Source organism: Dysgonomonas sp. HGC4, from assembly GCF_001261715.1.
Classification (GTDB): Bacteria; Bacteroidota; Bacteroidia; order Bacteroidales; family Dysgonomonadaceae; genus Dysgonomonas_A.
In genome coordinates this window covers 23,562-46,210 of sequence record NZ_CVRU01000119.1, presented here as the reverse complement: position 1 = coordinate 46,210, position 22,649 = coordinate 23,562, and the positions used below count along the sequence as shown (strand labels likewise).

The window sequence follows — 22,649 nt, the reverse complement described above, 5'->3', positions numbered from 1 at the left end:
ATTTATCTTCTAACAAAAAATTATATTGGTAGGTGCTGCTTCAGTTCCCTCAAAATATCAAACAATATATACAACAGAAAAATAATACGGCTTAATTCTCAATCAGAATTAAGCCGTATTATTTAAGCTGGAAATCATCCTTAATATTATCTGACTGATGAATAATTTTTCAGGATAATAAAAAGAGAGCAATAAAGTCGCACCCCAGATGTATATTATAAGTCAAATATGATTAGATATAACCTGACACCATATCTTTTACAGCATCTACCCATCGATCGTCTGCATTAAGACTTTCTACCATAGTTAGTTTCTCACCTCCATTGGCAACAAATAGCTCTTTGTATTCAAAATCAATTTCAACAATTGTTTCAAGGCAATCTGCGACAAATGCCGGAGCAACCACTAACACACGCTTAATTCCCTTAAGAGGAAGTTCAGCCAATGTAGCATCCGTAAAAGGCTTTAACCAATAGTTAGACAACCGTGATTGAAATGACGTTGAGTAGCGTTCTTTAGATAAGCCCAATCGTTGAGTTAAAAGACGAGTTGTCTCATAACAAGTTGCTCTATAACAAAACTTGCCATGCTCGGGCATAACCTCATCACAATTGCAGCTAGCTGTGGATATTTTTGGATGAATTTTATCTGTATGGCGAGTCGGTAATCCGTGATAAGAGAAAAGAACGAAGTCGTAATCATCAAGATTATATGATGATATACGTTGAGCAAAAGCATCTAAAAATCCGGGATGGTCATAGAATTGATTAATTATATGAACGCTCGGAATTACATTCCAACCTCTGATTTCATCCCACACAGTCTCAATAGCCGAAGAGGTTGTTGACGATGCATAATGGGGAAAGAGAGGTAGAAGAATGATCTTGCTGTATCCTTCTTTACGAATTGAATTTAGAGTTGCTCTTATAGATGGATTTTGATAACGCATAGCCATAAAAACAGAAGCTTTATCTTCTAACTTTTCTTGGAGTTTGTTTTTTAATTCAACCGTGTTTATTAATAAAGGAGACCCCTCCTTTGTCCATAGTTGTTGATATAGTTTGGCTGATTTAGGTGCACGAAAAGGTACGATGATAAAATTCACCAATATCTTTCTAAAAAGCCATGGCAAATCAATCACCCTTTTGTCATTAAAAAACTGAAACAAATAACGACGTACTGCTTTAACAGTAGGCTCATCAGGTGTTCCCAAATTCAGCAGTAATACAGCTGTTTCATTATTTTTCACGGAATTATTCATTGTCACTTCTTGTTTGTTGGTGTTATCTTCTGTTTTCGTTCTTCTGTAAAAACGTCCTATACTTTTCTTCTGAAATTCATAGAAAAAACGGTATTGTCCGAAAATAGTTCCCACAACTATCAATAATATCTGATATGCAGGAATCAAAATCAATATATAAAGCGGAACTTTTATCCAAAGAGATGTGTCGGAGGTAATACCGATCAATTCGAATACAAACTTTCGCACAACCATGGCAGCACTACCCGTAACCGAAAATACGATGAAGATTATGGTTAATTGCCAATTGGAATAAATATTCCATTTTATCTTAAATTTCTCAAACATTTTATTTTAGAATTACAATTTACTGAAATTTATGAGAGTAAGAGAGTAGATACAAATATAAAATACAATAATTACTCAAACAGAGACACATTTCGGGTTGAGAACCTACGCTACAATGTAATACAAAGTTAGAATATATAGATATAATCGATTAGCAAAATAAGTGATAAGAATAGTAATAAACAATCATTTTTGATTAAAAGACGACCTGGGATTTATTCAAATAGTTTCTCTTATTTAGAATTGTTCTATCTTTATAAAACAGAACAAATAATCTTTTATAGTGTGAAAAAGCAGAATGTAGACTCCTTGAAAGAGAATAAAGAACGAAAGAGTTGCTCTGACTATTTTTTTGTAGCTTCTCTTGATAATTGTAAAGAACAATCATTCCAAGATGCATATACAGAAAGAAAAGATACTTATGAAATACTATTTGTAACGCAAGGTTTTCTTGTAAGAGAATCTGATCCTATACAAATTCAAATAAATCCTAAAGAGCTATATGTTTCTTTACCCGGACAAACTACCTTTTTACACCCACTGTCAGATACAGTAAAAGGGTTCTATTGTTACTTCAATACAAAGTTTCTAGATTGCATACACATAAAAAACAGCTTGGAATATGAGCTTGCATACATCAATAGTTTTATGCGTCGCTATCCAGTGAGGCTACCAACAATTGCTTTCGAGAGAATACTATTTTGCTTTGAAAGCTTATCTAAATTATATAATGACGTAGATATAGATTATCAACTAATAAGAACCTACATAACAGCTGTTATTTACGAAACCCGAAAAATTCTTTCAGAGAGCGCACTTGATCCCTATCCTTCAAAATCTTTTAGAATAGCGAAACAGTACCATGATTTATTGATGCAACATATAAGTGAACACCAAAATCTGGATTTTTATGCTTCACTGTTGAATATAACACCTAATCATTTAAATAAATCGGTAAAGCAGACTACGGGAAGAACAGCGAATACAATTTTAAATGAAATAAGGATATTGGAAGCCAAAATTCAATTAAAATACTCAGATACACCCATTGGAGATATTGCCCTAAATCTGGGCTTCAACGATGCTTCTTATTTTACAAAATGCTTTAAAGACACTGCGGGAATAACTCCCTTTCAGTATAGAAATATATAAAAAGAGGAGTACTTAATAGCACTCCCCTTTTGTGTAAATTCTGCAAATTAACTCACAACCTCAATATAAAGCTTTATTATTTTCTATATTCTTTTTTCTCGACAAAGCCTCTAAGAAATAATAATCGGCATATACAATAGGAGCATCTATCTCATCCGATGAAGGGTAATTACCCGTTGAATGTAATAATAAGAAACCTTGTGTTGTTTCCTCCTGAGCCATGTAATTATCAATCAAGCTACTTAGTATTGTATCAGCCCATGTTGTGTATTGTGCTTTGTTTACACTATATTCTGAAAGTTCATATAGCGCGGAAGCAATAATACACGCAGCAGAAGCATCTCTCGGTGCATTGGGGATAGCGGGGTCATTAAAATCCCAATAAGGAATCATATCCGCAGGCATATTAGGATTAGAGAAGATAAACTTAGCTACTTGCTCTGCTAACTTCAAATAATCAACATTCTTTGTATAACGGTACGATAAAGTAAAGCCATACAATGCCCAAGCCTGACCTCTTGCCCATGCAGAGGGATCAGAGTATCCTTGATGAGTTTGTTTCTTTTCCACTTTCCCTGATATCGTATCATAGCTAACCACATGGTAAGATGAATAGTCGTTTCTGAAATGGTTCTTCAGAGTTGTTTGGGCATGTTTATCCGCTATCTCATAATATTTTTTATTGCCCGAGGTTTCTGCTGCCCAGAACAAAAGCTCTAAATTCATCATATTATCTATAATTACCGGAAATTGCCATTGGTCTCGATGATGATCCCACGAACGAATAGCCCCTATTTTAGGATTAAATCTTTTCGACAAAGTCTCAGCAGATTGTAAAAGGACTTCTTTGTAATGATTGTCATTAGTCAACTTATAACCATTTCCGAAAGAACAAAACAGCTTGAATCCTAAATCGTGAGTACTTCTATCCATTTTCTCACCTTCGATTAATAGAGATTGTTTATTCGCTTTTTCTTTCCATTCGTTTTCTTTAGTATATCCATATACATACCAAAGTGCTCCGGGAAAGAAACCCGAACACCAATCGCGTGGAGACACCATTCTTAGACTTCCATCTTTTTCTACTGTACGAGGATTAACCAGATTCTTTTTATCTGTCATCGCTAAAGCTTTATCCATACATTGAAAAGCATAATTGTATTGATGAGTAGTAAACGAGAAAACCTCATCTATTACATCGGGTGCACCAAAAAGGAGCCTGTTGCGATCCGACATTTTTTGTTTGCTGTATTTCTTATATAGTGCCAAATAATTTTGCTTGGATGGATCAAGGTCAACAATACGAAAAAGATCTTCACATAGCTCTTGTTGCTTAGCTTCCCAACCGCTTATTTGCTGATAAGGAAAATTTGAAACATCTTTGCCCAGAAAAGAACTGAGATAGTCAACCGCTTTATAAAAGCTTCTGCCATCAGACGATTCCATTTTATGTAAATCCTTACCAAAGTATTTTGCGATTGCAAACATATCGATCATATGACGAATATTATACTCTGAATATCCAAACGCTAATGTTCTCCGTAGTTCCTGTAGCTGTTTACCATCAGGTTCGATTTGTGCAAACATACGTTTTGTCGGAAATTCCTCTATAACTCGTTTTGCACCCTTCTCATTTCCTGAAAACAAGAAATAGGTTGCGAGTTGAACATCGTATGCTAAACCATGATTATTTTTAGCATTATTTTCACCAATACCTTGTTCGCTGGATTCAAACCATTCGGTAAATTCAGCAAACCATCTTTGCAAACCCTCCTTGTCTTTTTGAGTATAACTCTTTGACTTCTCCAAAAGTTTTACACTATTCAACATATCAACAAACGAATAGGTATCAATTAATCCCATAGGACGACCTTTCGAATCATTAAGTCCTGGGATGAATTGCGCGTAATTGAGATTTGGATTCATCCTTGTCTTTTCATTCAAAAACCAGACACGAAGAAACTCTGTTGCTTTTTCTGCGTAACGCTCATCACCGCTAAAGAAATAAGCCAATGATAATGTATTTACAGCATTAGCCATTTCTCCTAAAGGGTTTCTATCATAATTCTCCAACTCGGGGTTAGATTGCCCATCTCTGTGAGTGTAGGGCAATCCGTCTGCCTTTGTAGAGTCTGGCCAAACATAACGACTCAGACTTACATAGTCGTGTATGTCTCCACTGGGAGGAATAGGCGTTTTATCAGTCACCGATACAGATTTCTTCTGCATAGCTCGGTCGGCATCTTTCAAAAGTGACCTATATGCACTTGAATAAGTGAGTGAATTGATATCCATTTTTACAGATGTCATTTTGCTGATATCCCATATCCATTGAGCATTAGCGTAGGGTATTATCCCTAATAGAACGAAAAATAGAATAAGTGTTTTTTTCATAGATTAATAGGTTTAAACGATCAATATAATTATAACTTTCTAACCTTTAAAGCATTCACAAATGATTTTCCTGAAAAAGATCTAAACTTTATTTCGATATAATGCTGTTCTCCAACTTCTATGATGAACCTCTTTCTTTCGAGCCCATAAAATCCAGAGCTTCTAGCAGGGTTTATTTTCGATTCTACAACTTTGTCATTAATAGCAATATCGAAGATGCTCTCATTCTCAGAAGAATCTTGCGTACCCTCACTTAGATCATAAGCAAGCTTCTCTTTAGGTGTGAATATGTCGGAGAATGATAGTTCTACTTCATATCTGCCTGCGGGAACATCGAAGCGATACTGATCCGGCGATTCTCTTAAACTCTGATATAAGGGATTATCTGCTGTTGCAAGAATCTCTCCTTGCGTTTGATAAGGTTTGCCACCAATAAAGCCCCAACTTCCGGCAGAGTATTCTCTATCAGGTAACCAAGTCAACCCACTTTCGGGAGATGTATAAAAAGAAGAACTTCCTGCATTTATAGCTAATTCTAATGATTTTAAATTTTCAGCATCTAATATTTCGGGTATTGAGTTGAAAGAGATGGATAGAGCGGTTTCTATCGGTTTTCCATCAAATAAACCTTTAGCCATCAAAAAATTATCTCCTGTAATAAAAGGGACTTGCCATGTTGCAGTACTATTCTCACATTTTTTTATACCAAGAGACTTACCATTTTGAAATAATTCGACCTCAGTCAAATTAGAGTATATCTTCAATGGCTGTACACAAGGCTCTCCCGATTTAGTGATACCCGTTCTTTTTTGCCAATCATGAGATGCAATATGAAGAACGGGAACATCTTTCCGATAAAAGGCTTTAAAGAGGAAATAGACATCCTTAGGTGTTCGATCCGAATAAACGAGTCCCTTGTTATTAATTCTAGGCATAGACTCGTCACGTAGAGCTGATCCAAAATCTATAAAATTCCAATAGGTCGCGCCACTTACATACTTCTCTTTTTCAATCACAGACAGATAATGCTCAATGTATTCTTGCTGATACTCCACACTAAAGTCAAATCGTTTTGGAAACAAAGAGTGTATACGTTTGTCGGATCCAGCTCCATATTCACTAACTATTTTAGGATTATCTGGATGTTGCTTTTGTTGTTCTTGCAGAAATTTTTCAAAACCGGTGAAACCGTCGGAATACCAGCCCTGATACAGATTCCAGCCTACAATATCTACAATATCATTAAAGCCTGCTTTGTTATATGAATCACTTCCATGAAAAGCCATTACACTGGGACGAAATTTGTCTTCTTCTTTCAAAACCTTTTCGAGACGATTAGCTAAAGCCAAAGCTCGGTCGGTTGCTACTTTAAGGTCATCTCCCTTAAATTTTCGTTGTGTTACTAAGAGTATTTCATTCATATATCCCCACATAATAATGGAAGGATGATTATAATGCTGGCGGATCATTTCTTTCAGCATATTCTCACAATTTACCGAATAATTGGCATCCTCGGGAACAATATCTATAATAGGAATTTCTTCCCATGCTAATATTCCCAATTTATCGCATAGTTCGAGTATGGCATCGTCTTGAGGGTAATGAGAGATGCGGATAAAGTTTATCCCCATTTCTTTGATCATCTGCATATCTCTGCGGTGCATTTCATCGGTAAGAGCATTGCCAATCGGCTTTTGATCTTGATGTCTGCACATTCCATTCAGTTTATAAGATTTTCCATTGAGAAAGAAACCTTCCTTTCCATCGAATTTATACCAGCGGAAACCTGTGTTATTATTGATTTTATCTAATACCTTTTTTGACTTCGAATCATAAATAGCCGTTTCAATCGCATATAAATTAGGATTCTCAGGAGACCACAGTTGTGGATTTTCGACCTTGCCTGAATAAGAGAAATCTCTCTTCTCATTGGGTTGAATAGAAACGATGTTCTTATCTGTTTTGATAATCCTTCCCTGTGGATCTTTTATTGTATAAACTACTTCTACCTTCTTTACTAATGATTCATCATTTTTTATGGCTCCTCTCACCGTATAAAGGGCTGAAGATTCGGAGACGTCCTTGGTGTCAATAAACACACCATTAGAACCAAAGTCAGACAATTCGAAATGCTGTTTAGGTGTAGATATTAACCAAGCATCCCTATATATTCCTCCAAAGAAAGTGAAGTCTCCCGAAACTGGAGGTACATCGGTTAACGAATTATCTACTTTCACAGCTATAAGATTCTCTTTACCTATAAGACAATAGGGGGTAATGTCAAACGTAAATGAAGTGTAGCCTCCACGATGTTCACCCACCATATTTCCATTTACATATACAGAAGCCACAGTATTAGCCGCATCGAATCTTACAAATAACTGTTTGTCCTTGTATTCATCGGATAAGTATATATTTTTTCTGTACCATCCAATCCCTCTGTAATATGCTTTATCTGTATAGGCATCACTATTCCAAGTATGGGGTATCGATACTCTTTCCCATAATTTATCGTCTATACCAAGCCGAGATGCATCGGTTACATCCTGTTTTAGGAATCGCCATCCGTCATTTATGGTTTTTATATCTCGTTGGGCACCGATTGTTAATGAAAACAGAAATAAATAGATAAACACAATTGTAAATCGATAGAGTGATGTTGTACAAACTTTTTTCATCAGAGATTTTTTGTAAATTAAAAATAAGAGAGAAGAGGCAGAACACAAACTTACTAGGTATGATGTCCTTCCTCTTCTTGACTCAACTATAAAAGAATCTTTAAAAACTACTTTATTTTTTGATATTGACTGTTACTTTATAATTCTGAGTAAATGATCTCACCTCATAGTCATTCGTAATACTATTTGTGATATTTGTATATGTAATTTCATCTTTAGGGTCGAATGTTAGCACATTAAATGAACCGACCGAGGCATTGAGAGCTTTTACATATATATTTTTCACCCCCTTTATTGCTTGAGGCCAATCAGTCGTAAATGCTCCGTTTGCATCAGGTTCTAAAACCTTACCGGCTTCATCTACTATCTGATAATCTGTTCCTCTTATTAATGCTCCTGATACATAGTAATAGGTCACCACATTGTATGAACGAACCCGTTCACTATGAAATTGAATTGGTATAGCCAATGTTTCTCCCTGCTTTATGTTGAATACAACATCATTTTTCAGTTTTCCCCAATCTTGAAAACCGATATAATAGATGTGTTCCATTGCTGGGTCTCCATCACTCCATTCGTCATCACTACAACTTGTAAATGAGCATGTAGCTATTATTGCCAATAATATTAATAATATCTTTTTCATATGTCTTTTTTTTACCAATTAGGATTTTGAGTAATATTTCCTTTCGAAAGAGCAACTTCATTCAGAGGGATCGGATATAAATAATCTCTTTCAGGATCGAATCTTCGATCGCCTCCTAATTCAATAACATACATATCAGCTTCGTTATACGCTTGTTGTCCATTCAATTTTCCGTTTGCATCCGTTAGTCTCATTTGTAAATCTTTACGCACTTTAGTTGTTTCTGAATCTACAAACTTGGCTCCAATAATATAAGTAGGAAGTACTACCTCTGCAATTTTCCAGCGAATAATGTCATCATAGCGGAAACCTTCGTCCAGTAATTCAACAGTTCGTTCGCGACGAATTTCATCAATCATGTTTAAGCCATTAGCTGTAACAAAATCATTGGTCAGTTTTACATTAAATCCGGCTCTAGTACGTAATCTATTCACGGTTTTATCGAGTTGATCGTTACTTATTGATCCGTTAAGTTCGTATAACGCCTCAGCGTAAGAAATCAGTATTTCTCCATAGCGGATAATTGCTTTATCTACAGTTTCTTTATAAACTGTTACCCACTCATCCAACATAAAACCTTTCTTCAATGAATAGCCATTTCCGTGTTGTTGAACAAAAGGAATATAAGCTCCTTTATAAGCATCTTCGCCTAAGCTGTAAACTGTCATCTTTAAACGAGGGTCTCTGTTTGCCAGAGCGTCATCAAAGCTTTTCTCCGGAGAGATTTTAAGAGGAGACTTCTCTCGAGGCAATCCATCGCTATAAAGGAACAAATCTATCATTTGTCGGGTTACTGAAACGCGGTTTTCCATTTCTCTCGAATTACCATGAACTGTTGTTCCTGCTCCATTAGGACCATATACTTTTACGAAAACATTTTCTAGATTCTTAGGTCCTTCACCACTGAAAGTGAATAGTTTCTGAAAATCAGGATAAAGATCGTGCCCTTCTTTCATTAATAATTCTGTCGCATCAATCGACTTTTTAAGGTGTGTGCTGTAAGCATTGCCAAGCTTATGGTATTTAATAAAAGTACCTTCATACAATCCTATGCGAGCAATCATACCCAATGCTGCCGAGCGAGTAACTCTGCCCCAATCTTTTTCGGCCAATTTAGCCCTGGTTGGTAACCATTGTGCTGCAAACTCCAAATCTTTATAGCATTGCTGAATAACTTCTTCACGAGGTGTACGACCGGTAAAAATAGCCGGATCGTTAGGATCAGCCACTGCTTTTAGAACCAACGGAACATCACCATACAGTTTTACTAACAAGAAATGATAATAAGCCCGAAAGAAATAAGCTTCAGCTAACCATCTATTCAATGTAGCCTCTTCTAAGTTCGAATTTGGAGCTTTCTCTAATATATTATTAGCTGTAAAAATACGAGTATATGGATCAGTCCAATCATTTAAAGAAGTAGTTGGTACAGTACGACTACCTGCCGAAACTCCATTTGCTGAGGTTTGCACCAATTCATCGGAACGAGTATCATGATAAACTCTACCTCCATTGTTACTAGTGTTAGACATATAGGTAAATCCTGCTAACTCGTCATACATACGATTACATGCCCCACGTACATCGGTTTCAGTTCTCCAGAATGCAACGTCTGTTAAAGAGGTTTCCGGAACTTTATCTAAGTCACAAGACGAAAAGAACAGAACAGAAACCATTAATAATAAATATATCTTTTGCATAATTATCTTACAATTTAGAATGTAACATTAATACCAACAGTCCAACTACGGAAGAATGGGTAGTAACTTGCTTTCGCATCATTAGTTACTTCCGGATCGAAAACGGATAACAGATCTGAGTGTTCCCAAATATCATCACCGGCAATATATACTCTCAACTTATCAATAACTGTTTTTTTAACGGGTACAGTATACCCAAACTGAGCATTTTTGAGACGTATATAAGCTGCATTTTGTACCCATTTGTCTGAGGGTTGATAGTTGAATGCATTTCCATTGTATAAACGTGGCCAATATGCATCCTGATTATCTTCGGTCCAGTAATCACGATGTATGGTCCATGGCATATTTGCTGTTGATTGGAATGGTGCAATCGTACCTGTATCAATCAAAATCTTACGTTTTGCAACCCCTTGCCACAACATCGAAAAGTCGAAATTTCGCCATTGTAATGCAATGTTCAATCCATATAGATAGCGCCCATTAGAATTACCGAGATAAATAAGATCTCCCGGATCTTCCGGTGTACCGCCTCCGGCACCGATAGTATGATTAGAACCTCCTTGGGCAACATATCGGGTATCGCCCCCGCTTACATTCGCATCATTGAATGACTCATAACCGGGATTTGCTTTTTTATAAGCAAGGTATTCTTCTCTACTTGACCAGAATCCATCGGTCTGATATCCCCAAATGGTATTTAATGGGTATCCTTCCAAAAATTTCTTAGAACCGGCTGATATTGTGTTAGCTCCATTGAGTTTAACGAGTTCGTTTTCGCTGTCGGATAGATTGAAACCCAGCTGATATTTTACCTCACCTATCTTATCTCTCCAATTTACCTGAAACTCCCATCCCCAGGTTTTCAATCTCCCGATGTTACCATATGGAGCTTTCACGCCTACTAGGTTAGGCAGGTTATATTCAATAAGCATATCATTATTAGTCTTCCAATAATAATCACCAACAAAGCTCAGACGAGAGGATAGAAGATCAACATCAAATCCAATATTGGTTGTTGATACTACTTCCCAACTTTTATCTTTAGCTGCCAGTCTTTCTTGATAATAGTATTTGTCTCCCATGATTGAGCCATCGCTGAGCAGAGGTAAATAATCGTAAAATCCTACAATGCCCCCTATACCCAATTGTCCCCACGATGCTCGAAACTTCAGATTGTCAATTTTGTCTATGTTAAACCAATCTTCTTCATTGATACGCCATCCGACAGAGAACGAAGGGAAAGCTTTCCAACGATTGCCTTGCGATAAACGTGAACTTCCATCATATCGAACATTGGCTTCGAACAGATATCGGTTATTGTAATTGTAGTTTATTCTGCCAAAATATGACATCATACTCCAAGTTTCTACAAGATCGCTCAACTGTGTATTTGTAGGTATTGAAGAATCATAGGCATTAAACGAAAAGAAATCATTCGAATTCAAATTTTTAGCTATGGCTTTCACTTCATCCTTTCGGTAGTTTTCATAAGAAGTTCCCACCAGAATATTGAAACTCTGTTTACCTAAACTAAAGTCGTAATAGGCTAGAGCATCAAAGTTGTTATGATAATCGTAGTTCTTCTTTTTCTCTAGTGAATTTGGGTTGTTTTCTTGGAAACGTATAGTTGTACCCAAACGATCGTACCATGTTAATGTACGTTTTATGACTTTACTATTAAAATAGCCAGATTGTCGAGAAGCACTTAATTGGAATCGAAGTCCTTTTACCAAGTTATGTATATGCAATTCACCTCTTCCCATGTAAGCTTCGTACCGCTCTTCGTTACTTCCTCCATTTCTCATTAAATCAATAGGATTCACCTGCAAATCTCCATTATAAGGATTAGTCTTAAAGTTGATATCTTCTTCTGGATTATAAATTGGCTGACGTCCTCGTACTCTATATAGGCGTTCTAAGATATTTTCGGGTTTATAAGAATTTGCTTCCATAAATTGCCCGTTATAACTTGCATTTATGCCGAAGCTCATATATTTATTTAACTCCGAGTTAAGTTTAACCCTTAAGTTATAGCGTTCGTTTTTGTCTGGACCATATTTTAATATTCCATTTTTAGAGAAATATCCGGCTGATACCAAATAGTTCAACTCTTTATTTCCACCCATGATCGAAACTCCATGATTTTGCTGACTAGTATGATCTTTTGTTCCTTCGGCAATCCAGTTTGTTGCTTGAAAGAAATCCCAGCGACCATTTGTATTATTAGGGCGGTAATTAAAGTTAGGATTACCTACCCAAGACGATTGCTCTTCATTCCATTCGGGTGCACCGCTCGCATTTATACGAGATTCATTAATAAACTTCTGTTCTTCCCATGATGGTAAACGTTGTGGCATCAGTCCCGGAGTATTTACTGCAAAGTATCCGTTGTACGAAATACGTACTTTACCTTCACCTCCCGATTTTGTTGTTATAAGAATTACTCCGGCAGCAGCCCGAGCTCCATAGATTGAGCTTGCAGCAGCATCTTTTAAGACCGATATGTTAGCTATATCATTAGGATTTAAGAGATTCATATCACCTTCAACCCCATCTATTAAAACTAGTGCTTTGGTGTCATTGGCTGACGAAAATCCGCGAACACGTACCCCCGAAGTTTCATTTCCGGGTTGTCCTCCCGATCTTAAAACAGCGACACCCGGCATTTCACCTTGCATTGCTGATAATACATCGGATGAAGATTTATAAGAAATAGTAGATCCATCTATCGCTGCAACAGATCCCGTAAGGTTTACTTTCTTTTGAGTCCCATAACCTACAACGACTACATCGTCTAGCATTTGGGAGTCTTCTTTCATCGTTACGTTTATCTGACTTTTATTAGCAACGACTTCGTGTGGAATATAACCTAGAAATGTAAATACCAGTGTAGCTCCCGATTTTGTGTTAAGTGTGTAGTTACCATCAATATCTGTAAGCGTTCCGTTTGTTGTTCCTTTCTCGTGTACAGTAAGTCCTATTAAGGGTTCTTTCATTGCATCATCTATAACTCGTCCTCGAACGGTCATCGTTGTGTTTTGAGCATAAAGACTTACGTGAAAGAGAAGCAGAAGAAAAACGAAGACATAGCTTTTCTTTAATCTTTTTGATAGATTCTTTTTCATGAATAGTAGATTTTTGATTATTGTTAACTTTTCGGAGAAGGCCTGCTCTTACTGATAACAAAAATAGGAGGGATATTATTCTTATGTTTGTCTAAGTGGGTAATTAGTGAATTGACAAGATCCAAAAAGTAATGTAAATGTCTGTTATATTGATTTGTATAAAATAGGAGGATACACAAAAAAGTGGATTGCATATAGAGTCTATATACAAGAATGAAGGCTATTAAAGTGAAAAAACGAGAAAACGGGAGGGGTTGTCTACCTCGAGAAGGTTCCTATCTTCCGAACTTGATTTTCAAAATCACTTCTGTAAAATTTGGTTTTGTTTTTAACCTTAGCACGGTAGTTGTAAATTGTATTTACTGAGTATCCAAGAAAACTTGCAATCTGCGAACTATCACTAATTCCGAGTCTAATAAGAGCAAAAATACGTAGTTCGGTATTTAGCTCTCCTTTTTTGAGTATAATTTGTTCTTCGGCTTGAAGTAATAAGTTGAATTCTTCGATAAAATCAGGAAACAGATGTAAGAACATAGTATCAAAGTTTCGAAACAATTCTTTTAATTCATGCTCTTTTAGATTGTTGTTTTTAGTAATCTTATATAACTCATCAATCTCACGATCTTTTATCTTACGATTAACCATCTTGCGGTAAGCATCCATCTTATCAATATACTCAGAACATTGATGAAGAAAGTAACTAATATATTCCTCTTTTATCTGATTGGCTTCAACAACTTCCATATTGGTTCTTTGAAGCTCTTCATTCATATTTTGCAGGGCAACATTAAGATTTTTCAATTGAGCATTAGATTCCTTCACATGAATACTCATAGCTTCTACTTTCTTCATTTGTTTATAAATAAAGAAGATAAGCACCAACAACAAGACTAATAGGACACTTATATATATGACATAAAGTCTCAGCTTATCTTTCTGATGTTCGCTTTTTTCATGATATGCCTGATCTATGATTGTTTGTACATTCAATATTTCCGATGCACGCAGACGAGTGTTGTATATATTGGCATTACTTAAAGAGAAACGAATATAATCGTATGCTCTGTTTATATTTCCTTCCTCAAAAAGTATGTTAGCTAACATCGAAATGGCTGCATTATCTTTTATTGCTGACTGAATATCAGAAATTGCTGCTCGGCATAGATACTTTTTCTGATTCAGAATATCGCCATTCTTCTGATATAGGAGTGATCGGTGAAAAGTAATAAGAGCATAATCTTCTTTTCCATTTTGGGTAAGGTTCAATCGTAGATCGTTTATTGCGAGAGCCTCTTCCACACGCCCTTCTTGCCGGAGAATAGTCTCTTTTAACTTTAAGTATTCGGGAGAATTATGCTCTAATATCTGAAACAGTGTGTCTACGTATATTTTGTATTGCCCCCAATATTCATTCTTACTTCGTTGGTTCTGAGTATAAAAAGCCAGTCCTCCGTAAATATTTTTATAACATAAATAGTATTCTGCTATTTGCTCTTTATTTAAATTCTGTTTTGAGACTTTGCCAATCGCACTAAAAGATTCGCAATACATGCCCAGAGTAGAACATAGTCTTGCAATTTCAATATGGGTCTCATTTATTTTTTCAGATTGATTTAAAGAATAGCTAATATCCAAATTCTTATTTAAATAGTAGAGTGCCGAATCGGATATGTAAGTTTTGTACTCTTCGTATAACGATTTATTTAATAAGTAGAGTTCATTCTTATCTATATTCTGATATGTTCTCTTATTTTTTAATTCTTTTATCCTATTTTCTTTTAACTCTACATAGGTTTTATCCTGTTTTACTTTATCATCCAAAGCTTTTAGTAAAGAGTCTAATTCATTGTCCGCGGCAGACATCAAACCAATCCCCCAAATAGAGAGAGTAAAAAGAATAAATATTTTTTTCATATTATATTAGATTGAGACTTAAGATCTCTTATCACGATCAGAACTTAGCCTATGATTATCAGGTTATCGAAGATAAAGATAAGAAAAGAGATGATAATATAATTTAGTCAATCACACGATCTTTATCCCTAGTATAAAGATCGTGAATCTTTTAGAATAGTGTTTATCGTTTCCAGATCAATATCCTTAGTTGGATCAACTAATAAGATCTTCATCTTTACCCTATTTTCTCTGAGCAGTTGAGGGTGATCTAAGAGTCCACCATTTTCAATACCGATGTAGGGTTGTTTGAACTTTTTGTGTATCCAAAAATAGCAAAACGGCTTCTTCTTATAATAGTAGAAAGGCAATTGATATTTCCATGCTTCGGTTATATTCTCATCGAAAGCGAGAATATGCTCTCGCAGGAATTGAAGACAACTGTTAGTGTCCTCATCATGCTCTAAAAAGAATTCATCGATAGGTCGAAGCATAGTTAACGGTTTTTAATTGCAGATTATTCAATTTTCTCTTTGAAATAGAGTCTGTCTAAAATCACTCAAAGAGATAAACGCTTATTCACTCCAAATACCATTCTTAAAAAGCTGAAACCATTTATCAATATAACTACCATCAAATTCTAATCCCTCTAAAACTTTTTGTGTAAACTCGATAGGAGAAATACCACCGGCAGTAATGATATGGTTACAAAATACCGCTGATTGATTTTGATAATACATTTCCCCTTTATACTCAGGGGCAATAGCTTTCAAGTAGTTTAAATCATTGCTGGTATGCTCAATATTATTTAAGTACCCTTTACGTGCTAAATATACTGTAGCACCACATATCGCAGCTATTGTCACTTTATTCAGATAGACCTTTTCTACCAAGTGGTCAATATCAACTTCGTGTGGATTACTATTTTCCCAAAGAAAACCTCCAGGTAATATTAACATACTGATACTAGATGTATCAATGTTATTTAATGAGACGTTTGGTATTATCTCTAAACCTCCGATTGAGGTTACAGGTTTACCGTCAGTCGAAACGGTTAATAAATTGATTTCTTTATTTTTCTTAAGCTCTGGTGTTAGGAAAGCAATTTCCCAATCAGCGAAACCGTCAAAAAGATAAATATAGACATTCTTTTTTTCCATAATAAACTCTTTAAAATATTTGTTATTATTTGACTGATATAAAAATATCAACTTCTGCATTGTCCATATCTACAGATCGCTCTCCATAAACTTCGAAATCGGCAAGGTATGTTCTATTTAGATTCGATTGCCAGATTTCAGTCCATTTCTTATAAACAATATCATCAGACATTTTACCTTTAGCTGTATATTTTTCATAATTGTCAGCTTTGATAGTCAAACCGATAAACCCATCAGGAATATTATCCAAACTACTTACTTTACACCCTAAAACCGTGGTGTAGGGCTGAGTATAGTCGCCCTCGTATTCGGTATATATTCCGTAAACGCTATCACTCACCTTACCTGGTATCTTAGCCGCGATATTCTCCGTGATAAATTTCTCCCAAAGCTGTGGAATATCTTTTGCTGCCTGACCTCCTTCGTTGGTTGTTCTTACTGAGATGCCAATAACGAAGAATTTTTCGATTGTTGTTTTCATTTTTCTTTCAATTTTTATGATTCTCTGCAAAGAAAACCCATCGTTATGACAACCCTGTGTCAAGGGTAGCCAGATATTTTACTTTGCACTCCTCGAAATAATCCTGAAAAGTAAAGTTATGAGGTTCGAAGTTCTCTGATAATACCTTCAACTCTTTTATTCGATCTATCCGGAAGGCTCGTTTTTCTTGCCTTAACCTGCAATGAGCTATCAGTATCCAATTTTCGTATGTACTATATAAAGCCAGTGGCTCAATTATCCTTTCCGTGGCTTCATTATTTTCCGAAGTATAAGAAATATCTATTAATTGAAGATTAGTAATTGCCAACTGTAGTAAAGATAAATAATCGCTTGTAGTCTTTCCTTCCGAATTATTCCGAATTTGAATACGCTCCGACAATAGTTCGGCTTTACTCTTGGTATTGTGTTTAAGTACCGCCTTTATTTTAGTAATTGCCTCCGTATAGTTCTTTACAAACGATTGATCTTTGTTGTTAATCACTATTTTTTCAGCCGTTATCAATGCGTTAGCTTCGCTCTCACTAAACATCACAGGAGGTATGGCATAGCCCTGCATCAGCGAATAGCCTTTGCCTTCTTCCGTCAAGATAGGAACTCCTGCTTCTTCCAAAGCTTTGATATCCCGATAAACGGTACGGGTACTTATCCCAAACTTATCGGCTATGAATGTAGAGGTGATAATCTGACGCGATTGCAGCAATATCAGAATGGCGGTTAAGCGGGATAATCGGGAAGTATCTTGATGAAACATTTCTAATTTCAATATTGGAGGTCTCAGACCTGTTTACTATTTTATTTATGTAGTCGCCTATCAAAGATACTCATTCTATAAAATTTGCCTACAATATGGGGGTTCTAAATTGTTTTCCCTGTCCGAATGACCAATTCTCGCTACCGTTATTCTCAACAAGTATTATTATAATATCATCCGGTTTGATAGTTGTAGCAGATGATATCCTCTGCGCTATTTCAGCATAAAGCAGGCTTTTTTGTTCGGCGGTTCTGCCTGCTCCTGCCGTTATCTGAATAAAGACAATATCATCGGTATGAGGTATCCCCAAATAGCTCTTCGGGTATTTAATCTGATACTGTTCCAATTCTTCGATCACCTGAAAGTAATCGTCCAAAGGAATATGGAATTGAGAAATCAACGATTTATGAATACTTTCCGAAATAGCATTCTTTGTTTCCAACGATTGATCTTTACGTAAACTGATTCTTACAAATGGCATAGCTGTATCAATTAGTAGGTAAGATGGTTATAATATCTTCGTTATCCTCTAAGAGATAATAGGCTATAAATACCAATGGAATGCTATCCGAAGCATTATCGAATTTGAGGATAGGTTGGTCTTTAGGTTCATAGAACGCTGAGCCTGCTTCTAAAATTTGCTCGGATTGACCTTCGATCTGAAAGCGAACAGAGCCTGAGACAACAGAGCCCACAACAGGGCAACGATGCAGATGATAGCTAGCCTTTCCTCCTGCGGGAATGGTTATCTCTTTTATTTCAACTCTCGAAACTACTTGTTTCTGTAGTTGAGCAGTTAATAAGTCTTTTCTCGAAACGCTTACTTGTGCCATAACTTTACTGCAATTTAATGTAAGTATAACAAACAGTAATAAATATAAGTTTTTCATTATCAGACCTATTTGTTTATACTAACAAAGATATGCAGTAAGCTAACTAATTTTCATTGATGTAGGTTAAGAGATTTCAGTCGGCTCAACGATTCGGGCTTTATTCCCAGATATGAGGCTATATGATATTGTGTAACATACTGTTCTATTTGTGGATAAGTCTTCAGTAATAAACGGTATCTTTCCAAAGCCGAATCCATCAGAAGCGATGTCTCTTTGATACATTTCTTTATAAAGAGAATATCTGCAATATACTTACCCCATTTATACCAATCGGTAGACTCATTCAGTAATAGATCGTAATTAGCTCGGGATAACAGCAAAACTTTAGAATCAGTCAATGACTGTATAATTCCTACGCTTGGCTCGGCATTCAAGAAACTTCGGTAAGAAGTGATAAAAGAACCTTGCACATAGAAATCGCTGATAAACTCCTCCCCTTCTTTCTCCCGATACGATCGCAACACGCCTTCTTCAACAAAACCTATAAAAGTGCAGACCTTGCCTTCCTTCAAGAGAATGTCTTTTTTCGAAAAGGATTTTATTTCTGAAAGTGCTAACAACCTTTCGGAATGTGCTTCGGAAATTTTTAGCTTCTCTGTAATAATATTATGGAGTGACGTCATAATAGCTGTATAAAGGATGAACTAATTCTGTGGGTTCATAAAACTCAGTAGCAAAGGCTTTGAATCCCAGCTTTGTCAATAACTTACGAGAAGATTCATTTTGAGGATGATGCCCTGAGAAAATATTCCGAGCCTTTAATACTTCTAATGCATAGTTAAGGCTGAATCGGGCAGCTTCCGACGCATAGCCTTTATTCCAAAAGTCAGGCAGTAATTGAAACCCGAGTTCGTAAATATCTGTTTCGTCGTGATAAGGCTTCAAACCACAACACCCCATAAATTCAGAGGTTTCGAGATCATAAAGCTTCCAGTACTGAACACCGTATAATTTTTGGTTTTGGATTTCTCTCGCCAATCTTTCGGCGATTTGTTCGGAAGTATATATTCCCGTAGCAGAAAGTAATTTCATTACATCAGGGTTACTCCACAGAGAAGTTGCCGCCTCAGTGTCACTCTTGTGCCATACGGAAAAACCTATTCGTTCGGTCTTAAAAATATACTGATCCATAGAATCTTACTTATTGGATTACTAACTTTTAGCAAATTAAAAAAGGTTATAAAAGTGACACTTTTTTTGATCTCTTTTATTGTCACCTTTCGCAAAGGGTAAACTGCTGTATTATTAAAGATAAATATAATCAAGTTTCCAGTTTATAGCTATTCTATTCAGGCTCATCTGTATCCAAACAAAATGTATGTCCGGCAGGATCAAACATAGTTCTTGAAGTTTTGAAGTGCTGCACATCTGCGATTTTAGCTCCACATTCAACAGCATATTGTACTGCCTCCTCCAGATTTTCTACAAAGAAATCGAGATGTAACATCTGACCTTGTTTCCCCTTTTCCCAAGGCCACACAGGAGGTTCATATCCTTCAACTTCCTGAAAGGCTATAACAGCACCTGTTGGAGAGGTTACTGCCGCCCATCCGTTTGCATGAGGATGAGTCCACTCCCACCCGAGTAATTTATTATAGAAATTTGCCATCACTCCGGCATCGGCACAATCAATAACAATATTGATCTTTTGGATGTTTAATTTCATACTAAGTCCAACTATTTGATGGATTTAGTATATTTTATACTATTAATTTCGAGTTCAGTATCAGGAAACATTTTGCATATACGCTCTATTTCCTTATTCGATATTTCACCGTATAACGAAAGGCTTTCAATTTTTATATTAGCCATTTCTTCCGGTATATCTATTTTATTTGTAAAATAAATTACGATATCAGCAGCCTCTTTTAGTAATAGTAATTCATCCGGAACTTCTTTTGTTTTAAAAGAGTAAAAACCTCCAGAACTAGTATTATCAAAATAATAATTAAGAACCTTATCCTGAGGATCACTCTTACGTACCATCCAACCTATTTCAGGCTTTAATGCGAATGTATTTTTATCTTGAAGAAGTCCAATAAACCCAGCCCATATTTCAAGTGGAATAATTTTGTCCTCCTTGCCATTCGAAAACTTGTATTGCAAATTTATTTTCACAACTTCGGGCGACAATTTGTCTCCTAAGGATATTGTTTTCAAATCAGTTCTTTTCCCTTCTGATAAATAAGGGAAAAACTTCACAATCCATCCATCAACAATTTCCGGATCACCACACATTTCGGCCTCGTGATGTTTGAATATATTTTGCCAGAATTCTTTTTTTATATTTCCTTGAGATGCGCTGATAAATTCTTCGAGTATAGGCTCTAGTTCATTTATCCACCAATCTAACTTATATTTCTTTAAGTATTTTGCTTTTTTCAAGACCTTTTCCCAATCTTCGGGTGTTCCCTCTAAAGTTATTTCGGGTATGCCACAGAGGAACCAGCTGGTTTGATATTCGAAAAAAGATTCGGTTGCAGACATAATTGTAACTTCTGAGACTGTTTTAATAACAGGTGTTGTTGTAGTGAAGTCGTGGGTTAAATTATTGATTAGTTCATTTCCTGTGAAATGTGCAATTTGGGTAGGGAAGCTAGCGAACATATCTTCCCATGTAGGAATCTCATCTGAATTATAATGAACAACAAGTGTAGCTTTCTTGTCAAAGTTAACCAATTGCTTCCGTAGTTCCTCCTTGTTATTATTTACATGATTAGCAAATCCTTGAGAAATAAGTAGCCATATTATATCAGGCGATAAAACAAAGGGGCGGTGATCAGCGTAAGCACTGTATATTCCTCTAAAAAATGAGTGATTACCAAAATTAACTAATTTATCAGGGCCATTATAATGAGCTTTGATATTATAATTAATATCAGTATTCTTTACCTTGGAATACCCCTTTGATTTATTTAAATCATCCCTAATTATGTTCTCAAATATATCGTATAGATCTTGCTCCTCCAAAGCCCCATCTGGTTTACTAAGATCTTCAACCTTAAAAGTTATTTTCTTGTTAGCATACATACTATTCTGATAGGGGGTATGGACTGGATATATAACATTATCATCATCAATTACGTCAATGGAGTTATTATTGGCTTTTATCTCCTGTATTTTTGTAGCATTAATACAGGAATACATGCCCAATAAGTTGGCTATCAGAAAATATTTATATGTTTTCATTATTAATAGACTTTTCATTTTACCTTAAAATTTGAAAGTAAATATATGAATTATTACTCTACAATTTAACTCATGAAAAGGGTTTGCAAACGAATAATCAAACGGATCTAAAGTCTTATTCCCAGAAATTGAAGAAATGATGCACGGGACCATGTCCTTTTCCAATCTCATATTCCGCACCCACTGCTATTGCTTTCGTCATATATTCTTTTGCTTTTCTGACGGCATCATTCAAGGATAATCCATGAGCAAGGAATGCAGCTACAGCAGATGAAAATGTGCAACCTGTACCATGTGTATTGCGTGTTTGAATACGTTCTGATCTGAGTTCTATTACTTCATCAGTCTCAGCATTATAAAACACATCAACAAGGTTATCTTCTGTCAGATGACCTGCTTTCAATAGTACGGAAACCGACCGATTGAAAGACAAATCTTTTACTATCAGAGGCAAATCATACTGGCTTGTTATTTTTTGTCCGATCAAAATTTCTGCTTCGGGAATATTTGGTGTAATAACACGAACATAGGGTATCAATTCATTTTTAAGTGTTTCGATAGCCTCATCCTGCAATAGTTTATCACCTGAAGTAGCCACCATTACAGGGTCTAAAACGATGTTACTTATATTATATTTCAGAAGTGTTTCTTTCACAGCTCGAATCAATTCCGAAGAATGAAGCATACCTATTTTAATAGCATCTGCTCCAATATCATCCAATACCGATTTTATTTGCCCTGAAACAAAAGGAACAGGAATAGGATGCACATCAGTCACGCCAATTGTATTTTCATCTACCACCGCTGTAATGACCGTCATGCCATAACATCCACATGCCGAAAACGTTTTCAAGTCGGCTTGAATGCCAGCTCCTCCACTTGGGTCACTACCTGCAATGGTTAGTGCCCGTTTATATCGTTTTTTCATTATCTGTTTTCTCTATTTTTATTTACTAATCAAATACAACGGTATGA

General features: G+C 35.9%; 19 protein-coding genes. 1 reads left to right on the top strand and 18 read right to left on the bottom strand.

Annotated features, from left to right (window positions below; genetic code table 11):
- Nucleotides 1-232: 232 nt before the first annotated feature.
- On the bottom strand, nt 233-1,588 hold the full coding sequence (gene hemH, locus HGC4_RS12335) for a ferrochelatase (protein WP_199327765.1): 1,356 nt from the start codon (nt 1,586-1,588) through the stop codon (nt 233-235).
- A gap of 285 nt (nt 1,589-1,873) precedes the next feature.
- Here hemH and HGC4_RS12330 point away from each other — a divergent pair, with 285 nt between their 5' ends.
- Nucleotides 1,874-2,740: a helix-turn-helix domain-containing protein gene (locus HGC4_RS12330; RefSeq protein WP_157258268.1), complete on the top strand. Its 867-nt coding sequence runs from the start codon at nt 1,874-1,876 to the stop codon at nt 2,738-2,740.
- A gap of 60 nt (nt 2,741-2,800) precedes the next feature.
- On the opposite strand, the gene HGC4_RS12325 is transcribed toward HGC4_RS12330, so the two are convergent.
- The 17 genes from HGC4_RS12325 to thiD form a co-directional block, all read right to left on the bottom strand.
- Nucleotides 2,801-5,134 (bottom strand): alginate lyase family protein, encoded by a 2,334-nt coding sequence (locus HGC4_RS12325; protein ID WP_050710443.1) that lies wholly within the window; start codon nt 5,132-5,134, stop codon nt 2,801-2,803.
- A 29-nt stretch (nt 5,135-5,163) separates the two neighbouring features.
- Nucleotides 5,164-7,812 (bottom strand): glycoside hydrolase family 2 TIM barrel-domain containing protein, encoded by a 2,649-nt coding sequence (locus HGC4_RS12320; protein ID WP_050710442.1) that lies wholly within the window; start codon nt 7,810-7,812, stop codon nt 5,164-5,166.
- A 112-nt stretch (nt 7,813-7,924) separates the two neighbouring features.
- Entirely contained in the window at nt 7,925-8,458 is a 534-nt protein-coding gene (locus tag HGC4_RS12315) for a hypothetical protein (RefSeq protein WP_050710441.1), read from the bottom strand.
- A gap of 11 nt (nt 8,459-8,469) precedes the next feature.
- Nucleotides 8,470-10,158 carry a RagB/SusD family nutrient uptake outer membrane protein gene (locus HGC4_RS12310; protein WP_050710440.1) on the bottom strand — a complete coding sequence of 563 codons (1,689 nt, stop codon included), beginning with the start codon at nt 10,156-10,158 and terminating at the stop codon, nt 8,470-8,472.
- Between the two features lie 14 nt (nt 10,159-10,172).
- Nucleotides 10,173-13,286 (bottom strand): SusC/RagA family TonB-linked outer membrane protein, encoded by a 3,114-nt coding sequence (locus HGC4_RS12305; RefSeq protein WP_050710439.1) that lies wholly within the window; start codon nt 13,284-13,286, stop codon nt 10,173-10,175.
- A 258-nt stretch (nt 13,287-13,544) separates the two neighbouring features.
- Complete coding sequence (locus HGC4_RS12300; protein WP_050710438.1) at nt 13,545-15,200, bottom strand: DUF6377 domain-containing protein; 1,656 nt, start codon at nt 15,198-15,200, stop codon at nt 13,545-13,547.
- Between the two features lie 128 nt (nt 15,201-15,328).
- On the bottom strand, nt 15,329-15,673 hold the full coding sequence (locus tag HGC4_RS12295) for a DUF1801 domain-containing protein (RefSeq protein WP_050710437.1): 345 nt from the start codon (nt 15,671-15,673) through the stop codon (nt 15,329-15,331).
- An 81-nt stretch (nt 15,674-15,754) separates the two neighbouring features.
- A complete protein-coding gene (locus HGC4_RS12290; RefSeq protein ID WP_050710486.1) occupies nt 15,755-16,339 on the bottom strand; it encodes a DJ-1/PfpI family protein in 585 nt (194 codons plus the stop codon).
- 25 nt (nt 16,340-16,364) lie between these two features.
- Entirely contained in the window at nt 16,365-16,820 is a 456-nt protein-coding gene (locus HGC4_RS12285; protein ID WP_050710436.1) for a GyrI-like domain-containing protein, read from the bottom strand.
- Between the two features lie 43 nt (nt 16,821-16,863).
- The gene (locus HGC4_RS12280; protein ID WP_050710435.1) at nt 16,864-17,592 is read right to left on the bottom strand and encodes a helix-turn-helix transcriptional regulator; all 729 of its coding nucleotides are present in this window, start codon (nt 17,590-17,592) and stop codon (nt 16,864-16,866) included.
- An 88-nt stretch (nt 17,593-17,680) separates the two neighbouring features.
- Entirely contained in the window at nt 17,681-18,073 is a 393-nt protein-coding gene (locus HGC4_RS12275; protein ID WP_050710434.1) for a tautomerase family protein, read from the bottom strand.
- A 7-nt stretch (nt 18,074-18,080) separates the two neighbouring features.
- The gene (locus HGC4_RS12270; protein ID WP_050710485.1) at nt 18,081-18,425 is read right to left on the bottom strand and encodes a cupin domain-containing protein; all 345 of its coding nucleotides are present in this window, start codon (nt 18,423-18,425) and stop codon (nt 18,081-18,083) included.
- Between the two features lie 110 nt (nt 18,426-18,535).
- The gene (locus HGC4_RS12265; RefSeq protein WP_050710433.1) at nt 18,536-19,108 is read right to left on the bottom strand and encodes a Crp/Fnr family transcriptional regulator; all 573 of its coding nucleotides are present in this window, start codon (nt 19,106-19,108) and stop codon (nt 18,536-18,538) included.
- On the bottom strand, nt 19,092-19,616 hold the full coding sequence (locus HGC4_RS12260; protein ID WP_050710432.1) for a GNAT family N-acetyltransferase: 525 nt from the start codon (nt 19,614-19,616) through the stop codon (nt 19,092-19,094). The genes HGC4_RS12265 and HGC4_RS12260 overlap by 17 nt, the downstream gene beginning before the upstream one ends.
- Before the next feature lie 154 nt (nt 19,617-19,770).
- The gene (locus HGC4_RS12255; RefSeq protein WP_050710431.1) at nt 19,771-20,151 is read right to left on the bottom strand and encodes a VOC family protein; all 381 of its coding nucleotides are present in this window, start codon (nt 20,149-20,151) and stop codon (nt 19,771-19,773) included.
- A gap of 11 nt (nt 20,152-20,162) precedes the next feature.
- Nucleotides 20,163-21,674 (bottom strand): DUF4419 domain-containing protein, encoded by a 1,512-nt coding sequence (locus HGC4_RS12250; protein ID WP_242047168.1) that lies wholly within the window; start codon nt 21,672-21,674, stop codon nt 20,163-20,165.
- Nucleotides 21,675-21,789: 115 nt separating this feature from the next.
- The gene (thiD, locus tag HGC4_RS12245) at nt 21,790-22,602 is read right to left on the bottom strand and encodes a bifunctional hydroxymethylpyrimidine kinase/phosphomethylpyrimidine kinase (RefSeq protein ID WP_050710430.1); all 813 of its coding nucleotides are present in this window, start codon (nt 22,600-22,602) and stop codon (nt 21,790-21,792) included.
- Nucleotides 22,603-22,649 lie beyond the last annotated feature (47 nt).

Excerpts from the sequence above, each read along its gene's own strand:
- HGC4_RS12280 (WP_050710435.1), bottom strand. The coding sequence starts at position 17,592 with ATGTTTCATCAAGATACTTCCCGATTATCCCGCTTAACCGCCATTCTG.
- thiD (WP_050710430.1), bottom strand. The coding sequence starts at position 22,602 with ATGAAAAAACGATATAAACGGGCACTAACCATTGCAGGTAGTGACCCA.
- HGC4_RS12275 (WP_050710434.1), bottom strand. The coding sequence starts at position 18,073 with ATGCCATTTGTAAGAATCAGTTTACGTAAAGATCAATCGTTGGAAACA.
- HGC4_RS12290 (WP_050710486.1), bottom strand. The coding sequence starts at position 16,339 with ATGGAAAAAAAGAATGTCTATATTTATCTTTTTGACGGTTTCGCTGAT.
- HGC4_RS12250 (WP_242047168.1), bottom strand. The coding sequence starts at position 21,674 with ATGAAAACATATAAATATTTTCTGATAGCCAACTTATTGGGCATGTAT.
- HGC4_RS12300 (WP_050710438.1), bottom strand. The coding sequence starts at position 15,200 with ATGAAAAAAATATTTATTCTTTTTACTCTCTCTATTTGGGGGATTGGT.
- HGC4_RS12265 (WP_050710433.1), bottom strand. The coding sequence starts at position 19,108 with ATGACGTCACTCCATAATATTATTACAGAGAAGCTAAAAATTTCCGAA.
- HGC4_RS12270 (WP_050710485.1), bottom strand. The coding sequence starts at position 18,425 with ATGGCACAAGTAAGCGTTTCGAGAAAAGACTTATTAACTGCTCAACTA.
- HGC4_RS12255 (WP_050710431.1), bottom strand. The coding sequence starts at position 20,151 with ATGAAATTAAACATCCAAAAGATCAATATTGTTATTGATTGTGCCGAT.
- hemH (WP_199327765.1), bottom strand. The coding sequence starts at position 1,588 with ATGTTTGAGAAATTTAAGATAAAATGGAATATTTATTCCAATTGGCAA.
- HGC4_RS12295 (WP_050710437.1), bottom strand. The coding sequence starts at position 15,673 with ATGCTTCGACCTATCGATGAATTCTTTTTAGAGCATGATGAGGACACT.
- HGC4_RS12285 (WP_050710436.1), bottom strand. The coding sequence starts at position 16,820 with ATGAAAACAACAATCGAAAAATTCTTCGTTATTGGCATCTCAGTAAGA.
- HGC4_RS12320 (WP_050710442.1), bottom strand. The coding sequence starts at position 7,812 with ATGAAAAAAGTTTGTACAACATCACTCTATCGATTTACAATTGTGTTT.
- HGC4_RS12310 (WP_050710440.1), bottom strand. The coding sequence starts at position 10,158 with ATGCAAAAGATATATTTATTATTAATGGTTTCTGTTCTGTTCTTTTCG.
- HGC4_RS12315 (WP_050710441.1), bottom strand. The coding sequence starts at position 8,458 with ATGAAAAAGATATTATTAATATTATTGGCAATAATAGCTACATGCTCA.
- HGC4_RS12260 (WP_050710432.1), bottom strand. The coding sequence starts at position 19,616 with ATGGATCAGTATATTTTTAAGACCGAACGAATAGGTTTTTCCGTATGG.
- HGC4_RS12325 (WP_050710443.1), bottom strand. The coding sequence starts at position 5,134 with ATGAAAAAAACACTTATTCTATTTTTCGTTCTATTAGGGATAATACCC.
- HGC4_RS12305 (WP_050710439.1), bottom strand. The coding sequence starts at position 13,286 with ATGAAAAAGAATCTATCAAAAAGATTAAAGAAAAGCTATGTCTTCGTT.